29 protein-coding genes and 1 tRNA gene are annotated in these 23,223 nt (G+C 65.2%); 23 read left to right on the top strand and 7 right to left on the bottom strand.

Annotated features, from left to right (window positions below; all coding sequences use genetic code 11):
- Window positions 1-136 precede the first annotated feature (136 nt).
- The 22 genes from rplN (at window position 137) to IFT54_RS14740 (ending at window position 16,941) form a co-directional block, all read left to right on the top strand.
- Complete coding sequence (gene rplN, locus IFT54_RS14845; protein ID WP_031393755.1) at window positions 137-505, top strand: 50S ribosomal protein L14; 369 nt, start codon at window positions 137-139, stop codon at window positions 503-505.
- Window positions 505-822 carry a 50S ribosomal protein L24 gene (rplX, locus tag IFT54_RS14840; RefSeq protein WP_031393754.1) on the top strand — a complete coding sequence of 106 codons (318 nt, stop codon included), beginning with the start codon at window positions 505-507 and terminating at the stop codon, window positions 820-822. The genes rplN and rplX overlap by 1 nt, the downstream gene beginning before the upstream one ends.
- Window positions 815-1,429 carry a 50S ribosomal protein L5 gene (rplE, locus tag IFT54_RS14835; protein ID WP_042466294.1) on the top strand — a complete coding sequence of 205 codons (615 nt, stop codon included), beginning with the start codon at window positions 815-817 and terminating at the stop codon, window positions 1,427-1,429. The genes rplX and rplE overlap by 8 nt, the downstream gene beginning before the upstream one ends.
- Before the next feature lie 65 nt (window positions 1,430-1,494).
- Window positions 1,495-1,800, top strand: a complete 306-nt coding sequence (gene rpsN, locus IFT54_RS14830) for a 30S ribosomal protein S14 (protein WP_031393752.1) — start codon at window positions 1,495-1,497, stop codon at window positions 1,798-1,800.
- A 10-nt stretch (window positions 1,801-1,810) separates the two neighbouring features.
- Window positions 1,811-2,206 carry a 30S ribosomal protein S8 gene (gene rpsH, locus IFT54_RS14825; RefSeq protein WP_031393751.1) on the top strand — a complete coding sequence of 132 codons (396 nt, stop codon included), beginning with the start codon at window positions 1,811-1,813 and terminating at the stop codon, window positions 2,204-2,206.
- On the top strand, window positions 2,206-2,739 hold the full coding sequence (rplF, locus tag IFT54_RS14820) for a 50S ribosomal protein L6 (protein ID WP_031393750.1): 534 nt from the start codon (window positions 2,206-2,208) through the stop codon (window positions 2,737-2,739). Before rpsH ends, rplF begins: the two co-directional genes overlap by 1 nt.
- Entirely contained in the window at window positions 2,739-3,095 is a 357-nt protein-coding gene (gene rplR / locus IFT54_RS14815; RefSeq protein ID WP_031393749.1) for a 50S ribosomal protein L18, read from the top strand. The genes rplF and rplR overlap by 1 nt, the downstream gene beginning before the upstream one ends.
- 3 nt (window positions 3,096-3,098) lie before the next feature.
- Window positions 3,099-3,902, top strand: coding sequence for a 30S ribosomal protein S5 (rpsE, locus tag IFT54_RS20545; protein WP_107929659.1), 804 nt, complete (start codon window positions 3,099-3,101; stop codon window positions 3,900-3,902).
- A 6-nt stretch (window positions 3,903-3,908) separates the two neighbouring features.
- On the top strand, window positions 3,909-4,085 hold the full coding sequence (gene rpmD / locus IFT54_RS14805; RefSeq protein WP_031393747.1) for a 50S ribosomal protein L30: 177 nt from the start codon (window positions 3,909-3,911) through the stop codon (window positions 4,083-4,085).
- A 117-nt stretch (window positions 4,086-4,202) separates the two neighbouring features.
- Window positions 4,203-4,745 (top strand): 50S ribosomal protein L15, encoded by a 543-nt coding sequence (gene rplO / locus IFT54_RS14800; RefSeq protein ID WP_031393746.1) that lies wholly within the window; start codon window positions 4,203-4,205, stop codon window positions 4,743-4,745.
- A gap of 328 nt (window positions 4,746-5,073) precedes the next feature.
- Window positions 5,074-6,438, top strand: coding sequence for a preprotein translocase subunit SecY (secY, locus tag IFT54_RS14795; RefSeq protein ID WP_031393745.1), 1,365 nt, complete (start codon window positions 5,074-5,076; stop codon window positions 6,436-6,438).
- Window positions 6,439-6,489: 51 nt separating this feature from the next.
- Window positions 6,490-7,140: an adenylate kinase gene (locus IFT54_RS14790; RefSeq protein WP_192071211.1), complete on the top strand. Its 651-nt coding sequence runs from the start codon at window positions 6,490-6,492 to the stop codon at window positions 7,138-7,140.
- A 210-nt stretch (window positions 7,141-7,350) separates the two neighbouring features.
- Entirely contained in the window at window positions 7,351-8,043 is a 693-nt protein-coding gene (locus IFT54_RS14785) for a winged helix-turn-helix domain-containing protein (protein WP_031395241.1), read from the top strand.
- Window positions 8,044-8,049: 6 nt separating this feature from the next.
- Window positions 8,050-9,393, top strand: coding sequence for a sensor histidine kinase (locus tag IFT54_RS14780; RefSeq protein WP_192071210.1), 1,344 nt, complete (start codon window positions 8,050-8,052; stop codon window positions 9,391-9,393).
- Between the two features lie 49 nt (window positions 9,394-9,442).
- The gene (locus tag IFT54_RS14775; protein ID WP_166745984.1) at window positions 9,443-9,676 is read left to right on the top strand and encodes a hypothetical protein; all 234 of its coding nucleotides are present in this window, start codon (window positions 9,443-9,445) and stop codon (window positions 9,674-9,676) included.
- Between the two features lie 215 nt (window positions 9,677-9,891).
- On the top strand, window positions 9,892-10,260 hold the full coding sequence (rpsM, locus tag IFT54_RS14770) for a 30S ribosomal protein S13 (protein WP_031395238.1): 369 nt from the start codon (window positions 9,892-9,894) through the stop codon (window positions 10,258-10,260).
- An 84-nt stretch (window positions 10,261-10,344) separates the two neighbouring features.
- Complete coding sequence (rpsK, locus tag IFT54_RS14765) at window positions 10,345-10,734, top strand: 30S ribosomal protein S11 (RefSeq protein WP_031395237.1); 390 nt, start codon at window positions 10,345-10,347, stop codon at window positions 10,732-10,734.
- A 100-nt stretch (window positions 10,735-10,834) separates the two neighbouring features.
- The gene (locus IFT54_RS14760) at window positions 10,835-11,905 is read left to right on the top strand and encodes a DNA-directed RNA polymerase subunit alpha (protein ID WP_031395236.1); all 1,071 of its coding nucleotides are present in this window, start codon (window positions 10,835-10,837) and stop codon (window positions 11,903-11,905) included.
- Between the two features lie 166 nt (window positions 11,906-12,071).
- On the top strand, window positions 12,072-12,494 hold the full coding sequence (gene rplQ, locus IFT54_RS14755; protein WP_192071209.1) for a 50S ribosomal protein L17: 423 nt from the start codon (window positions 12,072-12,074) through the stop codon (window positions 12,492-12,494).
- A gap of 94 nt (window positions 12,495-12,588) precedes the next feature.
- Window positions 12,589-14,145 (top strand): glutamine-hydrolyzing GMP synthase, encoded by a 1,557-nt coding sequence (gene guaA, locus IFT54_RS14750; RefSeq protein WP_192071208.1) that lies wholly within the window; start codon window positions 12,589-12,591, stop codon window positions 14,143-14,145.
- Between the two features lie 107 nt (window positions 14,146-14,252).
- Window positions 14,253-15,869, top strand: a complete 1,617-nt coding sequence (locus tag IFT54_RS14745) for a carboxylesterase/lipase family protein (RefSeq protein WP_192071207.1) — start codon at window positions 14,253-14,255, stop codon at window positions 15,867-15,869.
- Between the two features lie 640 nt (window positions 15,870-16,509).
- A complete protein-coding gene (locus IFT54_RS14740) occupies window positions 16,510-16,941 on the top strand; it encodes a c-type cytochrome (protein ID WP_192071206.1) in 432 nt (143 codons plus the stop codon).
- Window positions 16,942-16,947: 6 nt separating this feature from the next.
- Here the strand turns inward: IFT54_RS14740 and IFT54_RS14735 are convergent.
- Window positions 16,948-17,024 (bottom strand) — tRNA-Arg (locus IFT54_RS14735).
- Window positions 17,025-17,130: 106 nt separating this feature from the next.
- Between IFT54_RS14735 and IFT54_RS14730 the strand changes: the two genes are divergently transcribed.
- Window positions 17,131-17,832, top strand: a complete 702-nt coding sequence (locus IFT54_RS14730) for a queuosine precursor transporter (RefSeq protein WP_244649088.1) — start codon at window positions 17,131-17,133, stop codon at window positions 17,830-17,832.
- A gap of 106 nt (window positions 17,833-17,938) precedes the next feature.
- Here IFT54_RS14730 and purQ read toward each other — a convergent pair whose 3' ends face one another.
- The 6 genes from purQ to IFT54_RS14700 form a co-directional block, all read right to left on the bottom strand.
- Window positions 17,939-18,607, bottom strand: a complete 669-nt coding sequence (gene purQ, locus IFT54_RS14725) for a phosphoribosylformylglycinamidine synthase subunit PurQ (RefSeq protein ID WP_192071204.1) — start codon at window positions 18,605-18,607, stop codon at window positions 17,939-17,941.
- A gap of 13 nt (window positions 18,608-18,620) precedes the next feature.
- On the bottom strand, window positions 18,621-18,851 hold the full coding sequence (gene purS, locus IFT54_RS14720) for a phosphoribosylformylglycinamidine synthase subunit PurS (RefSeq protein ID WP_031439802.1): 231 nt from the start codon (window positions 18,849-18,851) through the stop codon (window positions 18,621-18,623).
- Window positions 18,852-19,631 carry a phosphoribosylaminoimidazolesuccinocarboxamide synthase gene (gene purC, locus IFT54_RS14715; RefSeq protein WP_031396310.1) on the bottom strand — a complete coding sequence of 260 codons (780 nt, stop codon included), beginning with the start codon at window positions 19,629-19,631 and terminating at the stop codon, window positions 18,852-18,854.
- Window positions 19,632-19,779: 148 nt separating this feature from the next.
- On the bottom strand, window positions 19,780-20,883 hold the full coding sequence (locus IFT54_RS14710; protein ID WP_192071203.1) for an acyltransferase family protein: 1,104 nt from the start codon (window positions 20,881-20,883) through the stop codon (window positions 19,780-19,782).
- Between the two features lie 140 nt (window positions 20,884-21,023).
- Window positions 21,024-22,238 carry a kynureninase gene (gene kynU, locus IFT54_RS14705; protein ID WP_192071202.1) on the bottom strand — a complete coding sequence of 405 codons (1,215 nt, stop codon included), beginning with the start codon at window positions 22,236-22,238 and terminating at the stop codon, window positions 21,024-21,026.
- 34 nt (window positions 22,239-22,272) lie between these two features.
- Complete coding sequence (locus tag IFT54_RS14700) at window positions 22,273-23,169, bottom strand: alpha/beta hydrolase (protein WP_192071201.1); 897 nt, start codon at window positions 23,167-23,169, stop codon at window positions 22,273-22,275.
- Between the last annotated feature and the right edge of the window lie 54 nt (window positions 23,170-23,223).

Raw genomic sequence — 23,223 nt, 5'->3', positions numbered from 1 at the left:
CCTGCGCTCTTGTTTTCGTAAACGGGAACGGCTAAGCGGCCGCTCCTCCCCGTTGCGGATTCGTCCGCGGCGGGGTGATTTTTTAGGCGGGGTTCGGTCGGTATCGACCCCAGAGACAGAGAAGGGATACGGATCCATGATCCAGATGCAGTCCAATCTCGACGTCGCTGACAACAGCGGCGCGAAGCGGGTGCAGTGCATCAAGGTGCTTGGGGGTTCCAAGCGTCGTGTTGCAGGCGTTGGCGACATCATCGTCGTCAGCATCAAGGAAGCGCAGCCACGGGGCCGCGTGAAGAAGGGCGACGTTCACCGCGCGGTGATCGTTCGTACCGCCAAGGATATCCGCCGTGCAGACGGTACGGTCATCCGCTTCGACGGCAACGCCGCGGTGCTGGTCAACAAGAACGAGGAGCCGATCGGCACCCGTATCTTTGGCCCAGTCGTTCGCGAGCTGCGTGGCAAGAAGCACATGAAGATCATCAGCCTTGCGCCGGAGGTGCTGTAATGGCGAGCCAGCGTATCAAGAAGGGTGACAAGGTCATCATCCTGTCCGGCAAGGACAAGGGCAAGACCGGCGAAGTCACGATGTCGATGCCGAAGACCGACAAGGTCGTCGTCTCGGGCGTGAATATCGCCGTGCGCCACACCAAGCCGACCCAGGGCGACCCGCAGGGTGGCCTGGTCCGCAAGGAAGCACCGATGCACGTCTCGAAGGTCGCGCACGTGACCGCAGACGGCAAGCCGACCCGCGTTCGCTTCGAGGAGCAGGACGGCAAGAAGGTCCGCGTGGCCGTCAAGACCGGGGAGAAGATCAATGGTTGATCAGAACACCGCCGCTGGCACCGAGGCCGCCTACACGCCGCGCATGCGGAAGATGTATGATGAGACGATCATCAAGGCGATGACCGAGAAGTTCGGCTACAAGAACGTCATGGAGATCCCCCGGATCGACAAGATCGTGCTGAACATGGGTGTCGGCGAAGCGACGCAGGACAAGAAGAAGGTCGACCAGGCAGCCCAGGAAATGGAGCTGATCGCCGGCCAGAAGCCCGTCGTGACCAAGGCCAAGAAGTCGATCGCGCAGTTCAAGCTGCGTGAAGGCATGCCGATCGGCGTGAAGGTCACCCTTCGCCGCGAGCGCATGTACGAGTTTCTCGACCGTTTCATCACGATCGCTCTTCCCCGCGTCCGCGATTTCCGCGGCCTCAACCCGAAGAGCTTCGATGGCCGTGGCAACTATGCCTGCGGTATCAAGGAGCAGATCGTGTTCCCAGAAATCAGCTATGACCGGGTCGACAAGGTCCGCGGCATGGATGTGATCGTGACGACGACCGCCAAGACCGACGACGAGGCTCGCGAGCTTCTCCGTCTCTTCGGCTTCCCGTTCCCGATCGAAGACGACGCTGCCGACGAGAAGAAGGCAGCTTAACTACCAACCGCCGCCCCTGACCTCGTGTCACGGGCGGCGCTTCAGGAAAGAAAGAACTTAAGTCGATGGCGAAACTGAGTTCAGTCAACAAGAACGAGCGCCGCAAGCGCATGGTCAAGCAGTATGCCCCGAAGTACGCGGCACTGAAGGCAATCGCAGCGGACAAGACGCTCGACGATGGTGAGCGTCTGATCGCTCGCCTCAAGATGGCGGCAATCCCGCGCAACGCGAACCCGACCCGCATCCGTAACCGGTGCGAGCTGACCGGTCGCCCGCGCGCTTATTACCGCAAGTTCCGGCTCTGCCGTATTCAGCTGCGCGATCTGGCCAACAAGGGCCTGATCCCCGGCGTCACGAAGTCGAGCTGGTAAGGACTACATCATGGCAGTGACCGATCCCCTGGGTGATTTGCTCACCCGTATCCGTAATGGCCAGCGCGCGAAGAAGGACTCCGTCCTGACTCCGGCGTCGAAGCTGCGCGTCCGCGTGCTCGACGTTCTGCAGCGTGAAGGCTATATCCGTGGCTATAGCGAAGAGCAGATGGGCCCCGCGGCCGGCCTTCGCATCGAGCTGAAGTATTTCGAGGGCCAGCCTGCGATCAAGCATGTCGCGCGCGTCTCGAAGCCCGGCCGTCGCGTCTATTCCGGCTCGCAGGAACTCCCGCGCGTCCGTAACGGCCTCGGCATCACCATCGTCTCGACGCCCCGCGGCGTGCTCTCGGATTCCGAAGCACGTGAGCAGAACGTCGGCGGTGAAGTCCTCGCGGAGGTGTTCTGATGAGCCGTATTGGTAAGAAGCCGGTCACCGTACCGGCGGGCATCACGCCGACGATCGAGGGCAAGCAGCTGACGATGAAGGGCCCCAAGGGGACCCTGAAGATGCCGCTGCGCGACGAGATCAGCTACACGATAGAAGACGGCGGCATTTCGGTGCAGCCGGCCAACGACACCAAGCGCGCTCGCGCGTTCTGGGGCATGCAGCGGACCATGGTGCAGAACCTGGTCACCGGCGTGTCGGAAGGCTTCACCAAGAAGCTGCTGATCAGCGGCGTCGGCTATCGTGCCGCAGCCCAGGGTCGCAACCTCAAGCTGCAGCTCGGCTACAGCCATGACGTCAACATCGACGTGCCCGAGGGCATCGAGGTGAAGACGCCGGACAACACGACGATCGAGATCTCGGGTTCGGACAAGCAGATGGTTGGCCAGCTGGCCGCGGAGATTCGTCAGTGGCGCAAGCCCGAGCCGTACAAGGGCAAGGGCATCAAGTACGACGGCGAGTTCATCTTCCGCAAGGAAGGGAAGAAGAAGTAATGACCAAGGGACTTTCTCTTTTCGCCAAGCGGCGTCGCCGCAACCGTACCGCGCTACGCGCACGCGCCGGCACCCGTCCGCGCCTGTCCGTGCATCGCTCGGGCAAGCACATCTATGCCCAGGTGATCGACGATGCCGCCGGCACGACGGTCGCTTCGGCCTCGACGCTGGAGAAGGACGTGCGCGGCACGTCCGGCGCCAACATCGACGCGGCGACTTCGGTCGGCAAGCGCGTCGCCGAGGCTGCCAAGGCAGCGGGCGTGACCCAGGTCGTGTTCGATCGCGGCGGCTTCCTCTACCACGGTCGCGTGAAGGCTCTTGCCGATGCCGCGCGCGAAGCCGGATTGGAGTTCTAAGACATGGCTGACGAAAACAACACGCCAGCGGTAATCGCACCCGAGACGACCGCACAGGACGTCACGGCTCAGAATGTTACGGGGAACGTGCCCCAGAGCACCGGGTACCAGGGCAACAGCGGCGGTGGCCGTGGTCGTCCCGGTGGCGGCGGCGGTGGCGGTCGTGGTGGCCCCGGCGGCAACCGTGGCGGTGGCCCCGGTGGCAACCGTGGTGGTCGCGATGGCGGTCGTGGCGGTCGTGACAATCGTGGCGGTCGTCCGGGTTCGGACGATGGCGGCGAAGAGTTGATCGAGAAGCTGGTGCACATCAACCGCGTCTCGAAGACGGTCAAGGGCGGCAAGCGCTTCGGCTTTGCAGCACTCGTCGTCGTCGGCGACGGCAAGGGCCGTGCAGGCTTCGGTCATGGCAAGGCACGCGAAGTGCCGGAAGCCATCTCGAAGGCGACGGCAGCTGCCAAGAAGAAGATGGTTCGCGTCCCGCTCAAGGACGGTCGCACGCTGCATCATGACGGCAACGGTCACTTCGGTGCCGGCAAGGTCACGCTGCGGTCGGCTCCTCAGGGTACGGGCATCATCGCCGGTGGCCCGATGCGCGCCGTCTTCGAGTCGCTGGGTGTCGCAGACGTCGTGACCAAGTCGGTCGGCACGTCGAACCCCTACAACATGATCCGCGCAACGTTCGAAGCCCTTGGCGAGCAGACCTCGCCCAAGGCCGTCGCACAGCGTCGCGGCAAGAAGATCGCCGACCTGCTCGGCCATGGTGGTTCGAAGACCGCCGAGGCCGATGCAGCTGCGATCACGGAGTAAGCGATCATGGCTACCATCAAGATCACGCAGACCGGTTCGCCGATCCGCCGCGAGAAGGACCAGCGCGCAACGCTGGTCGGTCTCGGCCTGAACAAGATGCACAAGACCCGCGAGCTGGAAGACAGCCCAGAGGTCCGCGGCATGATCCGCAAGGTGCAGCACATGGTGTCGGTCGAAGGCTGAGCCTTCACGACCCACGTGACAAATACGGGAAAGGGGGCTAACGGCCCCCTTTCTTATTCCAGAATCCAACCCCGGTTTTTCAACCAGCGCGTAACAAGCGAAAGCGAGTGCATTACCATGAAGCTCAACGAACTCCGCGATAACGAAGGTGCCCGTAAGTCCAAGATGCGCGTCGGACGCGGCATCGGCTCGGGCAAGGGCAAGACCGGCGGCCGCGGCCAGAAGGGGCAGAAGAGCCGTGAGGGCGTGTCCATCGCCGGCTTCGAAGGCGGCCAGATGCCGCTCCACATGCGTCTGCCTAAGCGCGGCTTCAACAACATCTTCCGCAAGGACTTCGCAGAGGTCAACCTCGGCGCGATTCAGCTCGCGGTCGATGCCGGCAAGATCGAGGCGAACGCCACGCTCGACCACAACGCGCTCAAGGCCGCTGGCCTGGCACGCGGCGGCAAGGACGGCGTCCGCCTCCTCGCCAAGGGCGAGCTGACCACGGTCCTTTCGTTCACCGTCGACGGCGCGTCGAAGGGCGCGATCGAAGCGGTCGAGAAGATCGGCGGCAAGGTCGAGGTGATCCACTTCGTCCCCGCAGCCGAGAAGGCTGCCGCCAAGAAGGGCGTGAAGTACAAGGAGCGTGCGGCGCACAAGGCGTCGTTCAAGGCCTGAGCCGAACGAGAAAGGGGGCGGGTGCGAGAGCGCCGGCCCCTTTTTTTATTTGCCAGGTTGCCGGCCTTCCCACCTGTCGCCATCCCCGCCCCCCGTTCGCCCTGAGCGAAGTCGAAGGGTTGCTCGCTTCGGGCAATGTCCTTCGACTTCGCTCAGGACGAACGGGGCAGGGCGAAGGGTTAAATGACCCGCGCGGTGCCGTGCACGAACGGCATGGGAAGCGACCGAAACCACCTAGGCATTAGACAAGCGCGCTCCTGCGCCTATATGAGCGGCGGGGGCGGTCACAACGCTTCCCGCCTTCTTTGTTTCCAGGACGATCACACGTATGGCATCCGCAGCCGACCAGATGGCGCAAAGCGTCAGCCTGTCCAAATTCGCCAAGGCGACCGATCTCAAGAAGCGGTTGTGGTTCACGATCGGCGCCCTGATCGTCTTCCGCCTGCTCAGCTATGTCCCGTTGCCGGGTGTCGACCCGACTGCGCTGGGGCTGTTGTCGCAGCAGACGCAGGGCGGCGTGCTCGACTTCTTCAACACCTTCTCGGGTGGCTCGCTCAGCCGCATGTCGCTGATCGCACTTGGCGTGATGCCCTACATCACCGCCTCGATCGTGGTGCAGCTCGCGACCTCGCTGAGCCCCACGCTCGCGGCGATCAAGAAGGACGGCGAATCGGGCCGCAAGCGCCTGAACCAGTATACCCGCTACGGCACGGTCGGCCTGACCGCGGTGCAGGGCTATTTCATCGCCGTCGGGCTCGAGACGCTCGGCGCGAACCAGGGCATCGCCGCGGTGATCGAACCGGGCATGACCTTCCGCATCGCGGCGGTCATCTCGCTGATCGGCGGCACGATGTTCCTGATGTGGCTAGGTGAGCAGATCACCAGCCGCGGCATCGGCAACGGCGTCTCGCTGATCATCATGGCGGGCATCGTCGCGCATCTGCCGACGACGCTGGTCAACCTGCTCGAGGGCGGCCGTTCGGGCAGCCTCGACCCGATCAAGCTGATCGGCATCATCGTCGCGGTCGTCCTGCTCGTGCTGTTCATCTGCTTCATGGAGCGCGCGCAGCGCCGCATCCTGATCCAGTATCCCAAGCGCCAGACGCAGCGCGGGATGCAGGCCGATCGCAGCCATCTGCCGCTGAAGATCAACACCGCCGGCGTCATCCCTCCGATCTTCGCCTCGTCGCTGCTGCTGATGCCGCTGACGATCTCGCAGTTCGCCGGACAGCGCGTCGCGGGTGAGTCACAGTGGGGCGATTTCATCATCACCCTCAACCAGTATCTGCAGCACGGCAGCCCCGTGTACATGCTGCTCTACGGTGCGGGCATCATCTTCTTCTCGTTCTTCTACACCGCGATCGTCTTCAATCCTGAAGAGACGGCGGACAATCTGAAGCGGCATGGCGGGTTCATCCCCGGCATCCGTCCGGGCAAGAACACCGAAAACTACTTCGATTATGTTCTGACGCGCATCACCGTCATCGGTGCCGCCTATCTGACGATCATCTGCCTGCTGCCCGAATATCTGGTCACGGCGCTGTCGATCCCCTTCTACCTCGGCGGCACCAGCCTGCTGATCGTCGTCAACGTGACGATGGATACGGTGACACAGATCCAGAGCCATCTGCTCGCGCATCAATATGGCGACCTGATCAAGAAGGCGAAGCTGAAGGGCGGTCGACTTCGCTAAGTTGCGGGGTTACCGGTTTATAATCCTGCACGAACGAGGGGAGTGCGTTTCGTGAATATCATCCTTCTTGGCCCGCCAGGCGCGGGCAAGGGCACGCAGGCCGCGACGCTCGTGGCGGAACGCGGCATGGTCCAGCTGTCCACTGGCGACATGCTGCGTGCTGCGGTCGCAGCGGAATCGCCCGTCGGCCTTCAGGCGAAAGCCGTGATGGCCGCCGGGGGCCTGGTCAGCGACGACATCGTGTCGGGCACCATCGGCGAGCGGCTCGACCAGCCCGATACCGCAAACGGCGTGATCTTCGACGGCTATCCGCGCACTGCGGCCCAGGCCGAGGCGCTCGACGGGCTGCTCGCGGCTCGCGGGCGTACGCTCGACTACGTGATCGAGCTCGGGGTCGACGAGGCCGCGCTTATCGACCGCGTGGTCGGCCGGTATACCTGTGCCAACTGCGGCGCCGGTTATCACGATCGGTTCAAGCAGCCGGCGGTTGCCGGGGTCTGCGACGTGTGTGGCTCGACCGAGTTCAAGCGCCGTCCCGACGACAATGCCGAAACCGTCAAGACGCGGATGGCCGAATATCGCGCCAAGACCGCGCCGATCCTGCCAATCTACGATGCGCGCGGGCTCGTGCGCCGCGTCGACGGGATGGCGGACATCGGCCATGTCGGTGTCGCGATCGCAGCGATCCTCGACGACCGCTGATTAGACGATCACCGACCCGAACATGACAGGTTTGTCATGTTCGGGTCATCCTCCTGTCGAGTGCCCGATCCTAAGAGACGCGTGTCGCCCGAACGAGCGGCGCGAGTTTCCAGAGATCGGTGCCCGTCACTCCCGGGGGTACCGTGGGGGCCGGCGGGAAGTGATTTCCGCCGGCCTTTCCGTTATGGGACAGGGGAAAGCGATGACGCCGTGAACCGCAAGATCCTGATTGTCGAAGATGATGTCTCGACCGCGAGCTATCTTGCCAAGGGGCTGACTGAGGCGGGCTACGCCGTCGAGACCTGTGGCGATGGGCGTGACGGACTGTTTCTCGCCAGCGAGGGCATCTTCGACCTCATCATCGCCGACCGGATGCTGCCAGGGCTCGACGGCCTCGCCATGGTCAGCGCGGTCCGCGCGGCCGGCATCGTCACCCCGGTCCTCATCCTCTCCGCACTCGCCGCGGTCGATCACCGGGTCGACGGGCTGAAGGCCGGGGCCGACGACTATCTCTGCAAACCCTTCTCGTTCGCGGAACTGTCGGCGCGCGTCGAGGCGCTGGTGCGCCGGTCGGACCGCCTCGCGAGCGATCCGCAAAAGACCAAGCTGTCGGTCGGCGATCTTGAGATCGACCTGCTTTCACGCGTCGTGTCGCGCGGTGGGCATACGATCCCGCTGGGTGCGCGCGAATTCAACCTGCTCGAATTCCTCGCGCGGCATGCGGGGCAGGTCGTGACGCGGACGATGATGCTCGAGAAGATCTGGAATTATCATTTCGACCCGGGATCGAACGTCGTCGATGTCCATATCGGGCGGTTGCGGCGCAAGCTCGAGGACGGGTTCCCGACGCCGATCCTCCATACGGTACGCGGGGCAGGATACCGGCTCGCCGTGGAGGGTTGAACCGCGATGCGCCTGTCGGTCACCGCGCGGATCGCGCTGCTCGCGATCATGCTGTCGCTGGTGTCCAACCTCGCGCTCATCGGCTTCGTCTGGAAACAGACCAGCGCCGATGCGATCGATGCGATCCGGCGCGAGACAACCGAACAGTCTGATGCGCTGCGCACCGTCTGGCAGGTCGGCGGTATTCCTGAATTGCGGCAGGCGATCGGCGAGGCGGTCAGCCCCGGCGACGTCTCGCTGGTACTTGCGCTCGTCGACGCGGACGGACGGACCGTCCAGGGGGTCGCGCCCGCCCGGCTGACCGTGCCGCTGCGGATGACCCGCTTCAGGATCGCCCGGCTTGGCGACGACGCGTTGTGGAACGCGCGCGAGACGGGGTACGCCCTGTACCCGATCGGCCGGCAATGGCTGCTGACGGGGCGCAACCTCGATCTGATCGCGGCGGAGGAACGTGCGATGGAGCGCGCGCTGGCCTTCGCCATCACCCTCTCGCTCGCGCTCGGCATCGTCGGGGGACTCGTTCTCGCGCGCTATGTCGGTCGGCGTCTCGACGGGATAGCGAGCGTCGTCGAGGCTGCGGGCGAGGGGGACCTGTCACGCCGTGTGGCCGTGGTCGCGGGTGGCGGTGACGCGTTCGACCGGCTGGCCGCGCGGCTGAACGTCATGCTCAGCAAGCTCGAGGGGGTGATGGCCGAGCTGCGCGTCGTGACCGACAGCCTGGCGCACGACCTGCGCTCGCCGCTGGCCCGTCTGCGGACCAAGACCGAGCAGGCGGTGCTGATCGCGGACCCCGACGCGCGTGAAGTGGCATTGGGCGGGCTGCTGACCGAGACCGACCTCGTCATGCGGATGCTGACGATGGTGATCGAGATCAGCCGGTCGGGATCGGTGTCGCGCGACCGGTTCATCCAGGTGTCGCCTGCGAACCTGCTCGAGGAGATCGGTGAGCTCTATGCCCCGGTCGCCGAGGATGCGGGCCTGAGCTTCGTCGTGGCGATCAACGATCGGCCACCGGCCATGGCGTTGCACCGCGAACTGCTGAGCCAGGCGATCACCAACATGATCGACAACGCGCTGCGGCATGGGGCCAGTGGTGGCATGGTAACGCTCCGCCTGATCGAGCGCGGTGACGGCGTCGCGATCCAGGTCGAGGATCGCGGGCCGGGGATCGCGGTGGCGGACCGCGCGCAGGCGCTCAAGCGATTCGGGCGACTCGACAGCGCACGCACGACCCCGGGGGCGGGGCTGGGCATGGCGCTGGTCGAGGCGGTCGCGCGGCTGCATGACGGGCGGTTCGAGCTGGGCGACAATGCGCCCGGCCTCGTCGCGCGGATCGTCCTGCCAGTCTGACTGCGAGCGGGGATGGCTTTGTCCGGTCGGACGCGCCAAGGGATTGGCGATGGACGCACTTTCGCTTTTCGGGCTTGCCGCAGTCTCCTTCACCCTGCTGTGCTATGCCAAGGAATCGGGATCGCACTGGTGGACGTTCGGCTTCGCCGTTGGATGCCTGTTCGGATCGGCCTATGGCTTCCTGCAGGGGGCATGGCCATTCGGGCTGGTCGAGCTGATCTGGTTCGTCGTCGCGCTGCGGCGCTGGATCGTGATGCGACGCGTGGCCGAGCCCCGGCGCTGACGCGGTTGCACGGCGCGCATCGCAGGGGCGCATCACGCGGGCGGCGGAACCCGCGGCTTGACAGTTCGTTAGCGCGCGCCTAATTCGACCTCCCCGATACGACGGTTCCCGGCGGCGCTCTTTTGCGTTCGCCGTTATCGTGCGTTTCGGATCATCGCTAGGAGATGAGGGCCGTGCAGCCATGCCGGACCTCGTGGAGCAGGAGAACCAAGTTCATGGCACGTATCGCGGGTGTTAATATCCCGACCAACAAGCGCGTGGTGATCGCGCTGACCTATATTCACGGCATCGGTTCGACCAAGGCCAAGGAAATCGTCGCGAAGCTCGGCATTGCCGACACCGCACGAGTCCAGGACCTGACCGACCAGGAAGTGCTGCACATCCGTGAGGCGATCGACGCCGACTACACCGTCGAAGGCGATCTGCGTCGCCAGGTGTCGATGAACATCAAGCGCCTGATGGATCTCGCCTGCTATCGTGGTCTTCGTCACCGCAAGGGCCTGCCGGTCCGCGGCCAGCGTACGCACACCAATGCGCGCACCCGCAAGGGCAAGGCCAAGCCGATCGCCGGCAAGAAGAAGTAATCCGACTCAACACCGGATTACTCCGCCGGCGCTGGTCCCGAGGGACCGCCCGGCGTCACGCAGATACAGGTCAGGAAATACACCATGGCACGCGAACCTCAGCGCATTAAGCGGCGCGAGCGCAAGAACATCACCTCTGGCGTCGCACACGTGAATGCCAGCTTCAACAACACCATGATCACGATCACCGATGCCCAGGGCAACGCGATCTCGTGGTCGTCGGCCGGCGCAATGGGCTTCAAGGGCTCGCGCAAGTCGACCCCGTACGCGGCGCAGGTCGCAGCGGAAGACGCCGGCAAGAAGGCCGCCGAGCACGGCGTCCGGACGATCGAAGTCGAAGTGAAGGGCCCCGGTTCGGGCCGCGAGTCGGCACTGCGCGCGCTGCAGGCAGTCGGTTTCCAGATCACGTCGATCCGCGACGTGACCTCGATCCCGCACAACGGCGTTCGTCCTTCGAAGCGTCGTCGCGTCTGATTTCTCCGACGTTGCCCGTGCGCGGTTGATCGCGCGGCACGGGTGCATATTCATGGCCGGTGGACGTCCTGTCCGCCGGCCCCCAAATTAGGGGAAGCAAGTGTCTGTCAACGCAAAGAACTGGCAGGAACTCAAGAAGCCCAGCGGCCTGGAGAAAAAGGCCGGTGGCGACACCAAGCGCAAGGCGACCTTCATCGCCGAGCCGCTCGAGCGTGGCTTCGGCCTGACGCTCGGTAACGCGCTGCGTCGCGTGTTGCTTTCGTCGCTGCAGGGCGCGGCCGTGACCTCGATCAAGATCGAGAACGTGCTGCATGAGTTCTCGTCTCTGGCCGGCGTCCGCGAGGACGTGACCGACATCGTCCTCAACGTGAAGCAGATCGCGATCCGCATGCAGGGCGAGGGGCCCAAGCGCCTCCAGCTCTCGGCAACGGGTCCGGGTGAAGTCAAGGCCGGCGACATCGCCGTCTCGGGCGACATCGAGATCATGAACAAGGATCTCGTGATCTGCCACCTCGATGAGGGTGCGACGCTCAACATGGAGCTGACCGCCGACATCGGTAAGGGTTACGTGCCCGCGACCGCAAACCGCCCGGCCGACGCGCCGATCGGTCTGATCCCGGTCGATGCGCTCTACTCGCCGGTACGTCAGGTGTCGTACAAGGTCGACCCGACCCGCGTCGGTCAGGACCTGGATTACGACAAGCTGACGCTGACGATCGAAACCGACGGCACGATCACCCCGGAAGACGCAGTCGGCTATGCCGGTCGCATTCTCCAGGACCAGCTCGCGCTGTTCGTGCACTTCGACGATTCGTCGGTCACCCGTTCGTCGGCCCCGATCGGCCAGGCAGCACCCGCTGCCGGTGGTGCGGAGCCCGCAGGCGACACGCAGCAGATCAATCGGTACCTTCTCAAGAAGGTCGACGAGCTCGAGCTGTCGGTGCGTTCGGCGAACTGCCTCAAGAACGACAACATCATCTACATCGGCGATCTGGTCGGCAAGACCGAAGCCGAGATGCTGCGCACGCCTAACTTCGGCCGCAAGTCTTTGAACGAGATCAAGGAAGTGCTGTCGTCGATGGGTCTTCGCCTGGGCATGGAAATCCCGGGCTGGCCGCCTGAGAACATCGAAGAGATGGCCAAGAAGCTCGAGCAGGAAATCATGGGCTGAATGCGAAGCCGTCCGTTATCCTAACTCAAGGCGGGATAACGAACGGCACCGTATTCTGCCCTGGATCCCAGCCTTCGCTGGGATGACGGATAATCGGGTGGGCCGCCGTCCCCACCAGCTCCCGGGTACCTCATACGGCCCCTGAACGAACGAAAAGGTATTAAACATGCGCCATCGCGTAGGCGGCCGTAAGCTTCAGCGGACCTCGGCCCACCGTCTTGCTCTGTTCCGCAACATGAGCGCCGCGCTCATCAAGCACGAGCAGATCACGACCACCGTCGCCAAGGCGAAGGAACTGCGTCCCTACATCGAGAAGCTGATCACGCTCGCGAAGAAGGGTGGCCTGTCCAACCGTCGTCTCGCGTACGGCAAGCTGCTCGACGACGCCCAGCTGGTGAAGCTGTTCGACGTTCTGGCGACCCGCTATGCGGATCGCAACGGCGGCTATACCCGCGTCATCAAGGCCGGCATCCGTATGTCGGACGCCTCGCCGATGGCCGTCATCGAGTTCGTCGACCGCGACGTCTCGGCGAAGGGTCAGGATTCGGGTCCGGTGATGTCGGACGAGGATTACAACGAAGCGGCATAATCCCCGCCTCTCGTCAGTCGAATTGCAGGCCGCGTTTCCCATCCGGGAGGCGCGGCCTCTTTCGTTACGGGCCCCATCCGGCTATGCGCCCGACATGGAGCACCCAGACAGCATTCTCATCGTCGATTTCGGCAGCCAGGTAACCCAGCTGATCGCCCGCCGCGTGCGCGAGGCGGGCGTCTATAGCGAGATCGCCCCCTTCCAGTCCGCCGCGGCCGCGTTCGAACGGATGCAGCCAAAGGGGATCATCCTGTCGGGTGGCCCCGCCTCGGTCACGACCGAGAACAGCCCCCGGGTGCCGCAGCATTTCTTCGAGGCGGGGATCCCGATCCTCGGCATCTGCTACGGCCAGCAGGTCATGTCCGCACAGCTCGGCGGCAACGTGATCGTCTCGGGTGACGGCGGCGAATTCGGCAGCGCCTTCGTCGAGGTGAAGTCGCCTTGCGCGCTGTTCGACGGGCTGTGGGCCGAGGGCGAGCGCCACCAGGTGTGGATGAGCCATGGCGACAAGGTCGACGCGATCCCGCCGGGCTTTACCCCCGTCGCGGTATCAACCGGTGCCCCCTATGCGATCGTCGCGGACGAGGCGCGGCGCTTCTACGGCGTGCAGTTCCACCCCGAGGTCGTCCACACGCCCGATGGCGGCAAACTGATCGCGAACTTCGCGCGGCACGTCTGCGGTCTCAGCGGCGACTGGACGATGGCCGAGTTCCGCGAGACCAAGATCGCCGAGATCCGCGCGCAAGTGGGTAAGGGCAGGGTCATCTGCGGCCTGTCGGGCGGCGTCGATTCGGCGGTGGCGGCAGTTCTGATCCATGAGGCGATCGGCGAGCAGCTCACCTGCGTCTATGTCGATCACGGGCTGATGCGCGCGGGCGAGAGCGAGCAGGTCGTCAGCCTGTTCCGCGGCGCCTACAACATTCCGCTCATCCATGTGAACGTCGAGGAGCTGTTCCTCAGCGGCCTCGCCGGGATCACCGACCCCGAGCTGAAGCGCAAGTTCATCGGCAAGACCTTCATCGACGTGTTCGATGCCGAGGCCAAGAAACTGGGTGGGGCCGAGTTCCTGGCTCAGGGTACGCTCTATCCCGACGTGATCGAGAGCGTCAGCTTCACCGGCGGGCCGTCGGTAACGATCAAGAGCCACCACAATGTCGGCGGTCTGCCCGAGCGGATGAACATGAAGCTCGTCGAGCCCTTGCGTGAGCTGTTCAAGGACGAGGTCCGCGCGCTTGGTCGCGAGCTCGGGCTGCCGGAAATCTTCGTTGGCCGTCATCCGTTCCCCGGACCCGGCCTCGCGATCCGCATCCCCGGCGAAGTCACCAAGGAACGCTGCGACATCCTGCGCAAGGCGGATGCGATCTACCTCGAGGAAATCCGCGCGGCGGGGCTCTACGACACGATCTGGCAGGCGTTCGCGGTGCTGCTGCCCGTGCGCAGCGTCGGCGTGATGGGCGACGGTCGAACCTACGATAACGTCCTCGCCCTGCGCGCCGTGACCTCGACCGACGGGATGACCGCGCAGGCGTTCCAGTTCCCGGGAGATTTCCTGCCGCGCGTGGCGACGCGGATCATCAACGAGGTCAAGGGCATTAACCGCGTCACCTACGACTATACGTCGAAGCCGCCCGGTACGATCGAGTGGGAGTGAGCCCCATGGGCGGCGTGCTACTCTTCGCCTGAGCGGCTTCCCCGATTGCAGGATGGGCGCGGGTGTTCCATTCCCTCGTAGACAAGCAGGACCGGGGGAGAGCGGTGATGAGCATGCAGAGGGCGTCGACGGCGCTGGCGATCGTGATGACGTGTGTTGCCGCGATGGTCCCGGGCACGGGCGTGGCACAGAGCGTCACGCCCCCGGTCCAGGTCGAGGGCGGTTCGGTGACCGGCACGACGGCCGCAGGCGCCGCGGTCTTCAAGGGCATACCCTTTGCAGCGCCGCCGGTCGGCCCCTTGCGCTGGCGGGCGCCGCAGCCGGTGCAGAAATGGTCGGGCGTGCGCGCGGCGGACCGTTTCGGGCATGACTGCATGCAACTGCCCTTTCCGAGCGATGCCGCGCCGCTCGGCACGACGCCGGCGGAGGATTGTCTCGTCCTCAACGTCTGGCGCCCGGCGGCGTCAGCGGAGCCGAAACCCGTGCTGGTCTGGATCTATGGCGGCGGGTTCGTGAATGGCGGGTCGTCGCCTGCGGTCTATGACGGGTCGGCGTTCGCACGGCAGGACGTCGTGTTTGTCAGCTTCAATTACCGGCTCGGACGGTTCGGCTTTTTCGCGCATCCCGCGCTGAGCGCGGCGAACGAGGGACCGCTCGGCAACTATGCGCTGCTCGACCAGATTGCGGCGTTGCAATGGGTGCGGGCGAACATCGCAAAATTCGGGGGCGATCCGGCGCAGGTCACGCTGATGGGTGAATCGGCAGGGGGCGCTTCGGTTTTGAACCTGATGGCGTCACCGATGGCGAAGGGGCTGTTCGCGCGGGCGATCGTGATGTCGGGCGGCGGGCGGACATTGATCGGTGGCGTGCCGCTTCGCGGTGAGGCGGGCGGCAGGCCTTCGGCCGAGACGATCGGCGTCAACTTTGCGACGGCCCAGGGCATTACGGGACGATCTGATGCGGAAACGCTCGCGTCGCTTCGCGCCTTGCCCGCCGAGCAGGTGCGCGGCGAGTTGAACCTTGCCTATCGGGGCCCGGTGGATGTGCCGACCTATGCCGGCGGACCGATCGTCGATGGCCGCGTCGTGGTCGGCACGACCGACGGAGCGATGCGGCGGGGGACCGCGATGGCGGTGCCGATGATGGTCGGGACCACCGATGCGGATATCGCGGGCTTTGGCGAGACGTCCAAGCAGGGGCTGTTCGCCAGCTTCGGTGCGCAGGCCGACGCCGCCCGCGCCGCCTATGATCCCGCGGGCGCGCAGGAACTTGCCGCGGTCGGTCCCGAGGTAGGACGCGACCGCCTGATGCACGAACCCGCGCGGCTCGTCGCGCAGGAGACGCAGCGCGCGGGGCAGCCCGCCTATCTCTATCGCTTCGGTTATGTCGCGCAATCGATGCGCAAGGACTGGTCGGGTGCGCCGCATGCCACGGACATCCCGTATTTCTTCGACACGGTTTGGGCGAAATACGGCGCGGCGCTGACCCCGCAGGATGCCCGCGCCGCGCAGCTCGCCAACCGCTATGTCGTCAATTTCGTGCGGAAGGGCGATCCCAACGCGCCGGGACTACCGCGCTGGCCGGCCTTCGACGCACGCCGGGGCATACTGCAGCTGCTGCAGGCCGATGCGAGTGCGATCAACGGCGTGGATCCGCTAAAGGCCCGGCTGGACGCGGTACAGGCGGCCGCCGACGCCGTGGCAGCAGGCCCCGAACGGCGCTGAGGCACGGCGCGCAGCGCTCACGCACATAGTTCGTGCGTTCGTGTCTTCTGTCGCTTTCTGAGGGAATCGGCCCGCTCGAGAAAAGGGGATAACTCGTGCGGGCCGCAGTCCAGCGCCGACGCTGCTGTCTTGGGGAAGCGCGTCGGACTGATCGGATATGGGCGGAATGCCGCTGCGTATCAAGACTTTTGAAAGGAAGTTGTGCTGACCGATTGCGGGACAGACCTGGAGATGGAGTTGCGATTCGGCGATCCCGATTGCGCTGTGTGTGGTCTGCACCAAACGATGCCGACAAAGCGGGGAGGGATGGTGCTGCGCGCCCCGCCGGCCCGTGTGACTGAAAACTGGCGGGGCGCTGAAGGTTACGCGATACTCGGCAACGCCTCTGCCCATGGCTTATGCCAAGCAGTCGTGAATTGAAAATGAACGGGGCGCCCCGCCCGTCCGTGCGACACTCTCGTATCCGGGCGGGGCGCCGAGGACGCGATGCCGTATCGGCACTGCGTCGCTGACGACAAGCTAGCATTGGCGGCGAAACTTGACAGCACCGCTCGTCACGCCGCTGCCTCGTTTCGCCCGAAAATCTGCGCTAGGCGGGGGCGCGGCCGTTCGGAATGGCCGGTGGTATCGGAGCGAAGGCATGCGGAGGATCGGGGTGACACTTGGGCTGATGCTCGTCGGCGCATGCCAACAGACCGGCGATGGCCGGGATGCCGCCGCTGTGGAACGCCGGGTGGTGGTCGGGACGCTGACGGGCGACCCCGTGGCGGGTGCGCGCGTGTTCGTTCAGTGCAAGGCCTGCCACACGATCGGTGCGGACGCTCCCGATACCGACGGTCCCAATCTCTACGACGTGGTCGACGGCCCGGTCGCGCAACGCCGGCCGCGATTTGCCTATACCGCGGCGTTGCAGGCAATGGGCGGGCGCTGGGATGCGGCGCGGCTCGATGCGTGGCTCCGGGCACCGCAGGGCCTGGTGCCGGGGACGACGATGCGCTTTGCCGGTCTGTCCGGTGCGCAGCAGCGCGCCGACGTGATCGCCTATCTCGCGACCTATCGCCGAGACCGTTAGGGATATTGGCGCGCCCGGAGGGAGTCGAACCCCCGACCGAGGAGGTAGAAGCTCCTTGCTCTATCCAACTGAGCTACGGGCGCGCACGGCTTCCGATTAGCGTGCATTGCACGAGCTTGGAACCGTCATCATAACGACGCGATGAATATCGTGGATCACGACGCGCCCGAACCCGTGGCGGCCACTGCCATGCGCAGCGAACAGTTCCGCTATTTCGATTTCGTGATGGCGGCATTCGTCACCATCCTCATGCTGTCCAACGTCATCGGCGCGGGCAAGCGGGCGGTGATCGACCTGCCGTTCATCGGTGCCTGGCCGTTCGGCGCGGGGATCCTGTTCTTTCCGGTCAGCTATGTGATCGGCGACGTGCTGACCGAAGTCTACGGCTATGCGCGCGCGCGCCGCTGCATCTGGGCCGGGTTCGGCGCGATGCTCTTCATGGTGTTCATGTCGACGGTGGTCGTCGCGCTGCCGCCGGACGCGGGGTGGACGGGGCAGGCGGCGTATGAATCGGTGTTCGGACAGGTGCCGCGGATCGTGCTGGCCTCGATCTGCGCGTTCTGGGTAGGCGAGTTCGCCAACAGCTTCGTGCTCGCGCGGATGAAGATCTGGACCAAGGGGCGCATGCTGTGGACGCGGACGATCGGCAGCACGGTGGTGGGGCAGGCGTTCGACAGCCTGATCTTCTATCCGCTGGCCTTTTACGGCGCGCCCGACTGGCCGGTCGAGGCGATGCTGATGGTGATGGTCAGCCAGTTCGCGCTGAAGGTGTCGTGGGAGGTGCTGCTCACGCCGCTAACCTATGTCGCGGTGGGGTGGCTCAAGCGGCGCGAGGGGGTGGATGTGTATGACGAGGGGACGGACTTCTCGCCGTTCCGGACGCAGGTGTGACACACATCCCCCCGTTCGTGCTGAGCGAAGTCGAAGCGCCTGGGTCTCAGGCCCTTCGACTTCGCTCAGGGCGAACGGATGGGGTGAGGTGGGGTGACGAACCCGATCAGGCGCTGACGGCTTCCATCAGGCCTTCGAACAGCCGCCGACCATCGGTGCCGCCATGCGCCGCTTCGATCCGGCGTTCGGGGTGCGGCATCATGCCGAGCACGTTGCCCTTGTCGTTGAGCAGGCCGGCGATGTTACGCGCCGATCCGTTGACGCTCTCGGCATAGCGGAAGGCGACGCGGCCTTCGCCTTCGAGGCGGTCGAGCGTCTCGGTGTCGGCGAAGTAATTGCCGTCATGATGCGCGACCGGGAAGGCGACGCGTTCGCCAGCGCTATAGCCAGACGTGAAGCGGCTCGAGGACGTCTCGACAGTCAGCGCGACGTCACGGCAGACGAAGTTCAGCCCCTGGTTGCGCATCAGCGCGCCGGGCAGGAGCCCCGCCTCGGTCAGCACCTGGAAGCCGTTGCAGATGCCGAGCACGGGCAGGCCCTTGCCCGCCTGCTCGACGACCGCGCGCATGATCGGCGAGCGTGCGGCGATCGCGCCCGAGCGCAGGTAATCGCCGTAGGAGAAGCCGCCGGGCACCGCGACCAGCCCGACATCGCCCGGCAGGTCGGCATCGCCGTGCCAGACCATGGTCGGCTTGACGCCGGTCACCGTTTCCAGCGCGACGGCGATGTCGCGGTCGCAGTTGGAGCCGGGAAAGACGATGACCGCAGTCTTCATGATTTTACCACCTTCATGCCTTCTCGACCCGGTAATTCTCGATCACCGTATTGGCGAGCAGCTTGCGGCACATGCCGTCGATCGTCGCGTCGTCGGTATCGTCGGCGACCTCCAGCTCGATCAGCTTGCCTTGGCGGACGTCCTGCACGCCGTCGAAGCCGAGGCTGCCGAGCGCGTGGTGGATGGCGCGGCCCTGCGGGTCGAGCACGCCGGGCTTGAGTGTCACGAAAACCTTGAGTTTCATTTACTTGCCCCGGTTCTTGCGATGCTTTTCGAGGTCGAGGACCGAATTGTCGCCGCCTTCGGGCAGCAGGCCAAGACGGCGAGCAACCTCCTGATAGGCCTCGACTTCGCCGCCGAGATCGCGGCGGAAGCGGTCCTTGTCCATCTTCTCGTTGGTTTCCATGTCCCACAGACGGCAGCCATCGGGGCTGATCTCGTCAGCGAGGATGATGCGGCCATAATCGTTGTCGAAGATGCGGCCGAATTCGAGCTTGAAGTCGACGAGGCGGATGCCGACGCCGGCGAACAGGCCACACAGGAAATCGTTCACGCGGATCGCGAGGTCGGCGATGTCGTGCATCTCCTCCTGGCTCGCCCAGCCGAACGCGGCGATATGCTCGTCGGAGATCATCGGATCGCCGAGCGCATCGTCCTTGTAGTAATATTCGATGATCGTGCGGGGCAGCTTGGTGCCCTCCTCGATCCCAAGGCGCTTCGAGATCGAGCCCGCGGCGACGTTGCGCACGACGACTTCGATCGGGACGATCTCGACCTGGCGGATCAGCTGCTCGCGCATGTTGAGCCGGCGGATGAAGTGCGTCGGCACGCCGATATGATCGAGCAGCGTGAAGATGTGCTCGGAAATCCGGTTGTTCAGCACGCCCTTGCCGTTGATCGTGCCCTTTTTCTGGGCATTGAACGCGGTCGCGTCGTCCTTGAAATACTGGATCAGCGTGCCGGGTTCGGGACCCTCGTAGAGGATCTTGGCCTTGCCTTCGTAGATCTGGCGGCGGCGAGCCATGCGCGGTCCCCTGAAAATTGAGCGGCCCCGACCCCCACGATAATCTTCGCGGAGCCGAGGCCGGAATAGGCCGCGCCTATAGGCGAAGGGCGCGGGCGGTGCAATCGGATCGGCGTGCCGGTGTGAACGGAATGCAGGGCTGTCGATGCTATCCGGCGACTTCGGGAAGCGGCTGGTCCACCGGCGCCGCCCGGGCGGGGCGGGCCGGGGTCAGTCGGCGAACGAGACCGAGGAGCGGTTTCTCGACCAGCAGATGGGCGAGCAGGCCGATGATGATCGCGATGATGACGATCAGGACCACGACGGGTTGCTGCGGCAGTCGGCTGACCGCGGGGATCTTCACCAGCCATCCATAGCCCATCATCACGAAGGCGTGGGTGAGATACAGCGCATAGGAGGCATCACCGAGCAGGACGAGGAACCGCGCAACCGCGTTGCGTGGTGCACCGATCGTCAAGACGCTGGCGACGACGACGACTGCGGGCAGGCCCCACGCCGCGATGCGCGGCAGTTCGGGCAGGCTGGTGGTGGCGTCGTGCGCGACGAACAGCGGCACGACGGCCATGACCGCCATCGCGACAAGTGCCATGAAGGGCGGCACGGGCCAGGCCCGTTCGCGGCGTGTCCAGGCGGCATAGCCATATCCCAGGACGAGGCCGAAGCAGAATTCGAGCGATAGCGGGCTTGCTAAGAATTTGGCGGTGGCGGTCGCAGGCATCAGCGAGCCCGCGACCTGCAGGCACAGGATCGCCGCGATCGTCGCGATCACCGATATCGTCGCCGAGCGCGCCCAGAGCGTGGCCGCGAACAGAAGGTAGAAATACATTTCAAAGACGAGCGTCCACGCGGTTCCGAGCAGCGCATGGCCCGGCAGCAGGATCAGCGCGCCGGCGATCGTCCGTGCGGGATAATGGTTGGAAGCAAGGAATCCCATTGCCGAGATCGTCAGGACGGCGACGCAGCACAACCAGTAGAAGGGGTAGATGCGGGTTGCGCGACGAAACAGGAAGGTCCCGGGTGTCGGTGGGCCGCGGCGATCCCTGAACGTGACGTGAAACATGATGAAGCCGCTGATGACGAAGAATATGTCGACGCCGGACGCGCCCGATGTCGTCAGCCAGTCGGGGCTGAACTTTCCGATCGCACCCCCCGACTCCTCCAGCGTGTGATGGACGACGACGGCCAGCGCCGCGATCGCACGCAGCATCTGAATGCCGTATAATTCGACATGACCCGACTGTTTGATTGTCACTGTTACGCCCCCGCGGCGCGACGCTCCCCATGCGCCGCGCCTATCGGCTAACAGATCATGTAATGAAAGTCAGTGTTGGTTCGTCGGATACAAAGCGGTGTTATTTTACAACTCTTGGCCGTCAGCTAAGGCTTTTATTCTCAGGTAACGGCAAGTCGTTCCGAATACTGTGGATTCTGCCACTCTCCGGTTTCGACGATCTTTTTCAGCATCTCGCCCGCGCACCAGACATCCTCGTGGCTGAGATAGAGCGGGGTCAGGCCGAGCCGGAGGATGTCGGGGTCGCGGAAGTCGCCGATGACGCCGTGCGCGATGAGCGCCTGCGTGATCGCATGCGCATGGGGGTGGCGGAAGCTGATATGGCTGCCGCGCTGGGCGGGATCGCGCGGACTGACGCAGTCGAGGCCGAGCGCGTCGCCGGCGGCGGCGAGGATGTCGAACAGACGGGCGCTTTTGGCGGCAACGGCGTGCTGGTCGATGTCGGCCCAGAGATCGAGCGCGGTTTCGAGCGCGGCGGTCGACAGCATCGCGGGGGTGCCCGCGAGCCAGCGCTTCATCCCCGGCGCGGGGCGATAGGCGTCCTCGAACGCGAAGGGCGCGGCGTGGCCCATCCAGCCGGACAGCGGGCTGGCGAGCCTGTCCTGCCAGCGCGTCGCGACATAGATAAAGGCGGGCGCGCCGGGGCCGCCGTTGAGATATTTATACGTGCAGCCGACCGCCAGATCGGCGTCGGCGCCGTTCAGGTCGATCGGCACCGCGCCGACGCTGTGGCTGAGGTCCCAGAGCATCAGCGCGCCGGCATCGTGGGCACGGGCGGTCCACGCGGTCATGTCGAAGCGCTCGCCGGTCTTGTAGTGGACATGGGTGAGCAGCAGCACCGCGGTGTCGTCGTCGAGCGCCTCTGCGAGATCCGCGCGCGCGACCACCTTCAGCCGGGCGCCGGGGACGCAGGCGACCGCGCCCTCGGCGATGTGGAGGTCGGTCGGGAAATTGCCGGCCTCGCTCAGCACCGTGTGGCGGTCGGGATTGGCGCGCAACGCCGCGACGAGCGCCTTGAAGAGATGCGTCGAGGTCGTGTCGCCGATGATCACTTCGGCCGCGGCGGCGCCGATCAGCGGCGCGATCTTCGCGCCGATCCGCTGCGGTGCGTCGATCCAGCCCTCGTTCCAGCTGCGGATCAGCCGGTCGCCCCATTGCCGGGTCGCGACGTCGGCGAGCGCGGCGGGCGTCGCCTTGGGAAGCGCGCCGAGCGAATTGCCGTCGAGATAGATCACGCCTTCCGGCAGCGCGAACTGCTCCCGGTACGCCGCCAGAGGATCGGCGGCGTCAAGCGCGCGGACTTCGTCGAGGGTCATGGTCGGGCCTTTGTAGATACGGGCGGGTTCAGGGTCATTTCAGGGCAGCCGCGATCAGCCGTTTCGCTTCCGCCCAAGCGGGAGTCTCGGGTGCGACGAGTTCGACATGGCCGGTTGCCGGGATGGTGTGGAGGACGGCGGTGTCGCCTGCGGCTTTCGCCTTGGCGACATAATCGGTGGCGAAGGGGAAGGGGATGATCCGATCCTCGCGGCCGTTGACGAGGTCCTGCGCTATGCCGACCGGGAGAAGGCGCGGCACCGAGGTGTCGGCGTACACATCCGCGCGGACCGCGCTGGGCGTACCGACGAGCTTTGCGACGACTTCCGTGCCGCAGCCATTGGCGGGGGTGGCCGCCGTCGCCTCCAGATCGGGCAGGCCGCCGAGGCTGATGGCATGGTCGATGCGGAGCGGCGCGCTGCTGTGAAGCGGGCTGGCAGCAGGAATCTTTGCGCGGGCGGCGAGCCAGAGCGCGAGATGGCCACCGGCGGAATGGCCGATCGCGACGATGCGGCGCGTGTCGAGACTGAAGGTCGCCGCGTTCGCGCTCAGCGCGTCCGTCGCCTTCGCCGCGTCTTCGAAGGTGCCCGGATAGCCCCCGCCGGCGCGGTCGACGCCGCGATAATCGATGTTCCAGACCGCGATGCCGTCCTTGCGCAGATCGTCCGCGACCCAGTTCATCAGGCTGCGATCGGCGATGCTCGTCGTCCAGCAGCCGCCATGGACCATCACCACGACCGGGAAGGGGCCTTTGCCCTTCGGGCGCCAGACATCGACCTTCTGCATCTGGTCGGGACCATAGGCGATGGTCGCGTCGGGGCTGGGCTTCGGGCGTTTGACGAGGTCGGGCCAGGTCAGGAGCTTGGGCGCGGGCGGTTCGGCGATCACCGGTGTGGAGATGGCGGCGAGCGCGAGAAAGGCAAGGCGGATCATGGGGTTGCAGGGCCTTTCGGGGAGCAGGTGACGAACGCAGGAGCGGTCATGATC

It is taken from the genome of Sphingomonas sp. CFBP 13714 (genome assembly GCF_014842205.1).
Taxonomy (GTDB): Bacteria; Pseudomonadota; Alphaproteobacteria; order Sphingomonadales; family Sphingomonadaceae; genus Sphingomonas; species Sphingomonas aerolata.
Note: the sequence above shows the minus strand (reverse complement) of the source record. Positions and strands in the feature narration are given on the sequence as shown.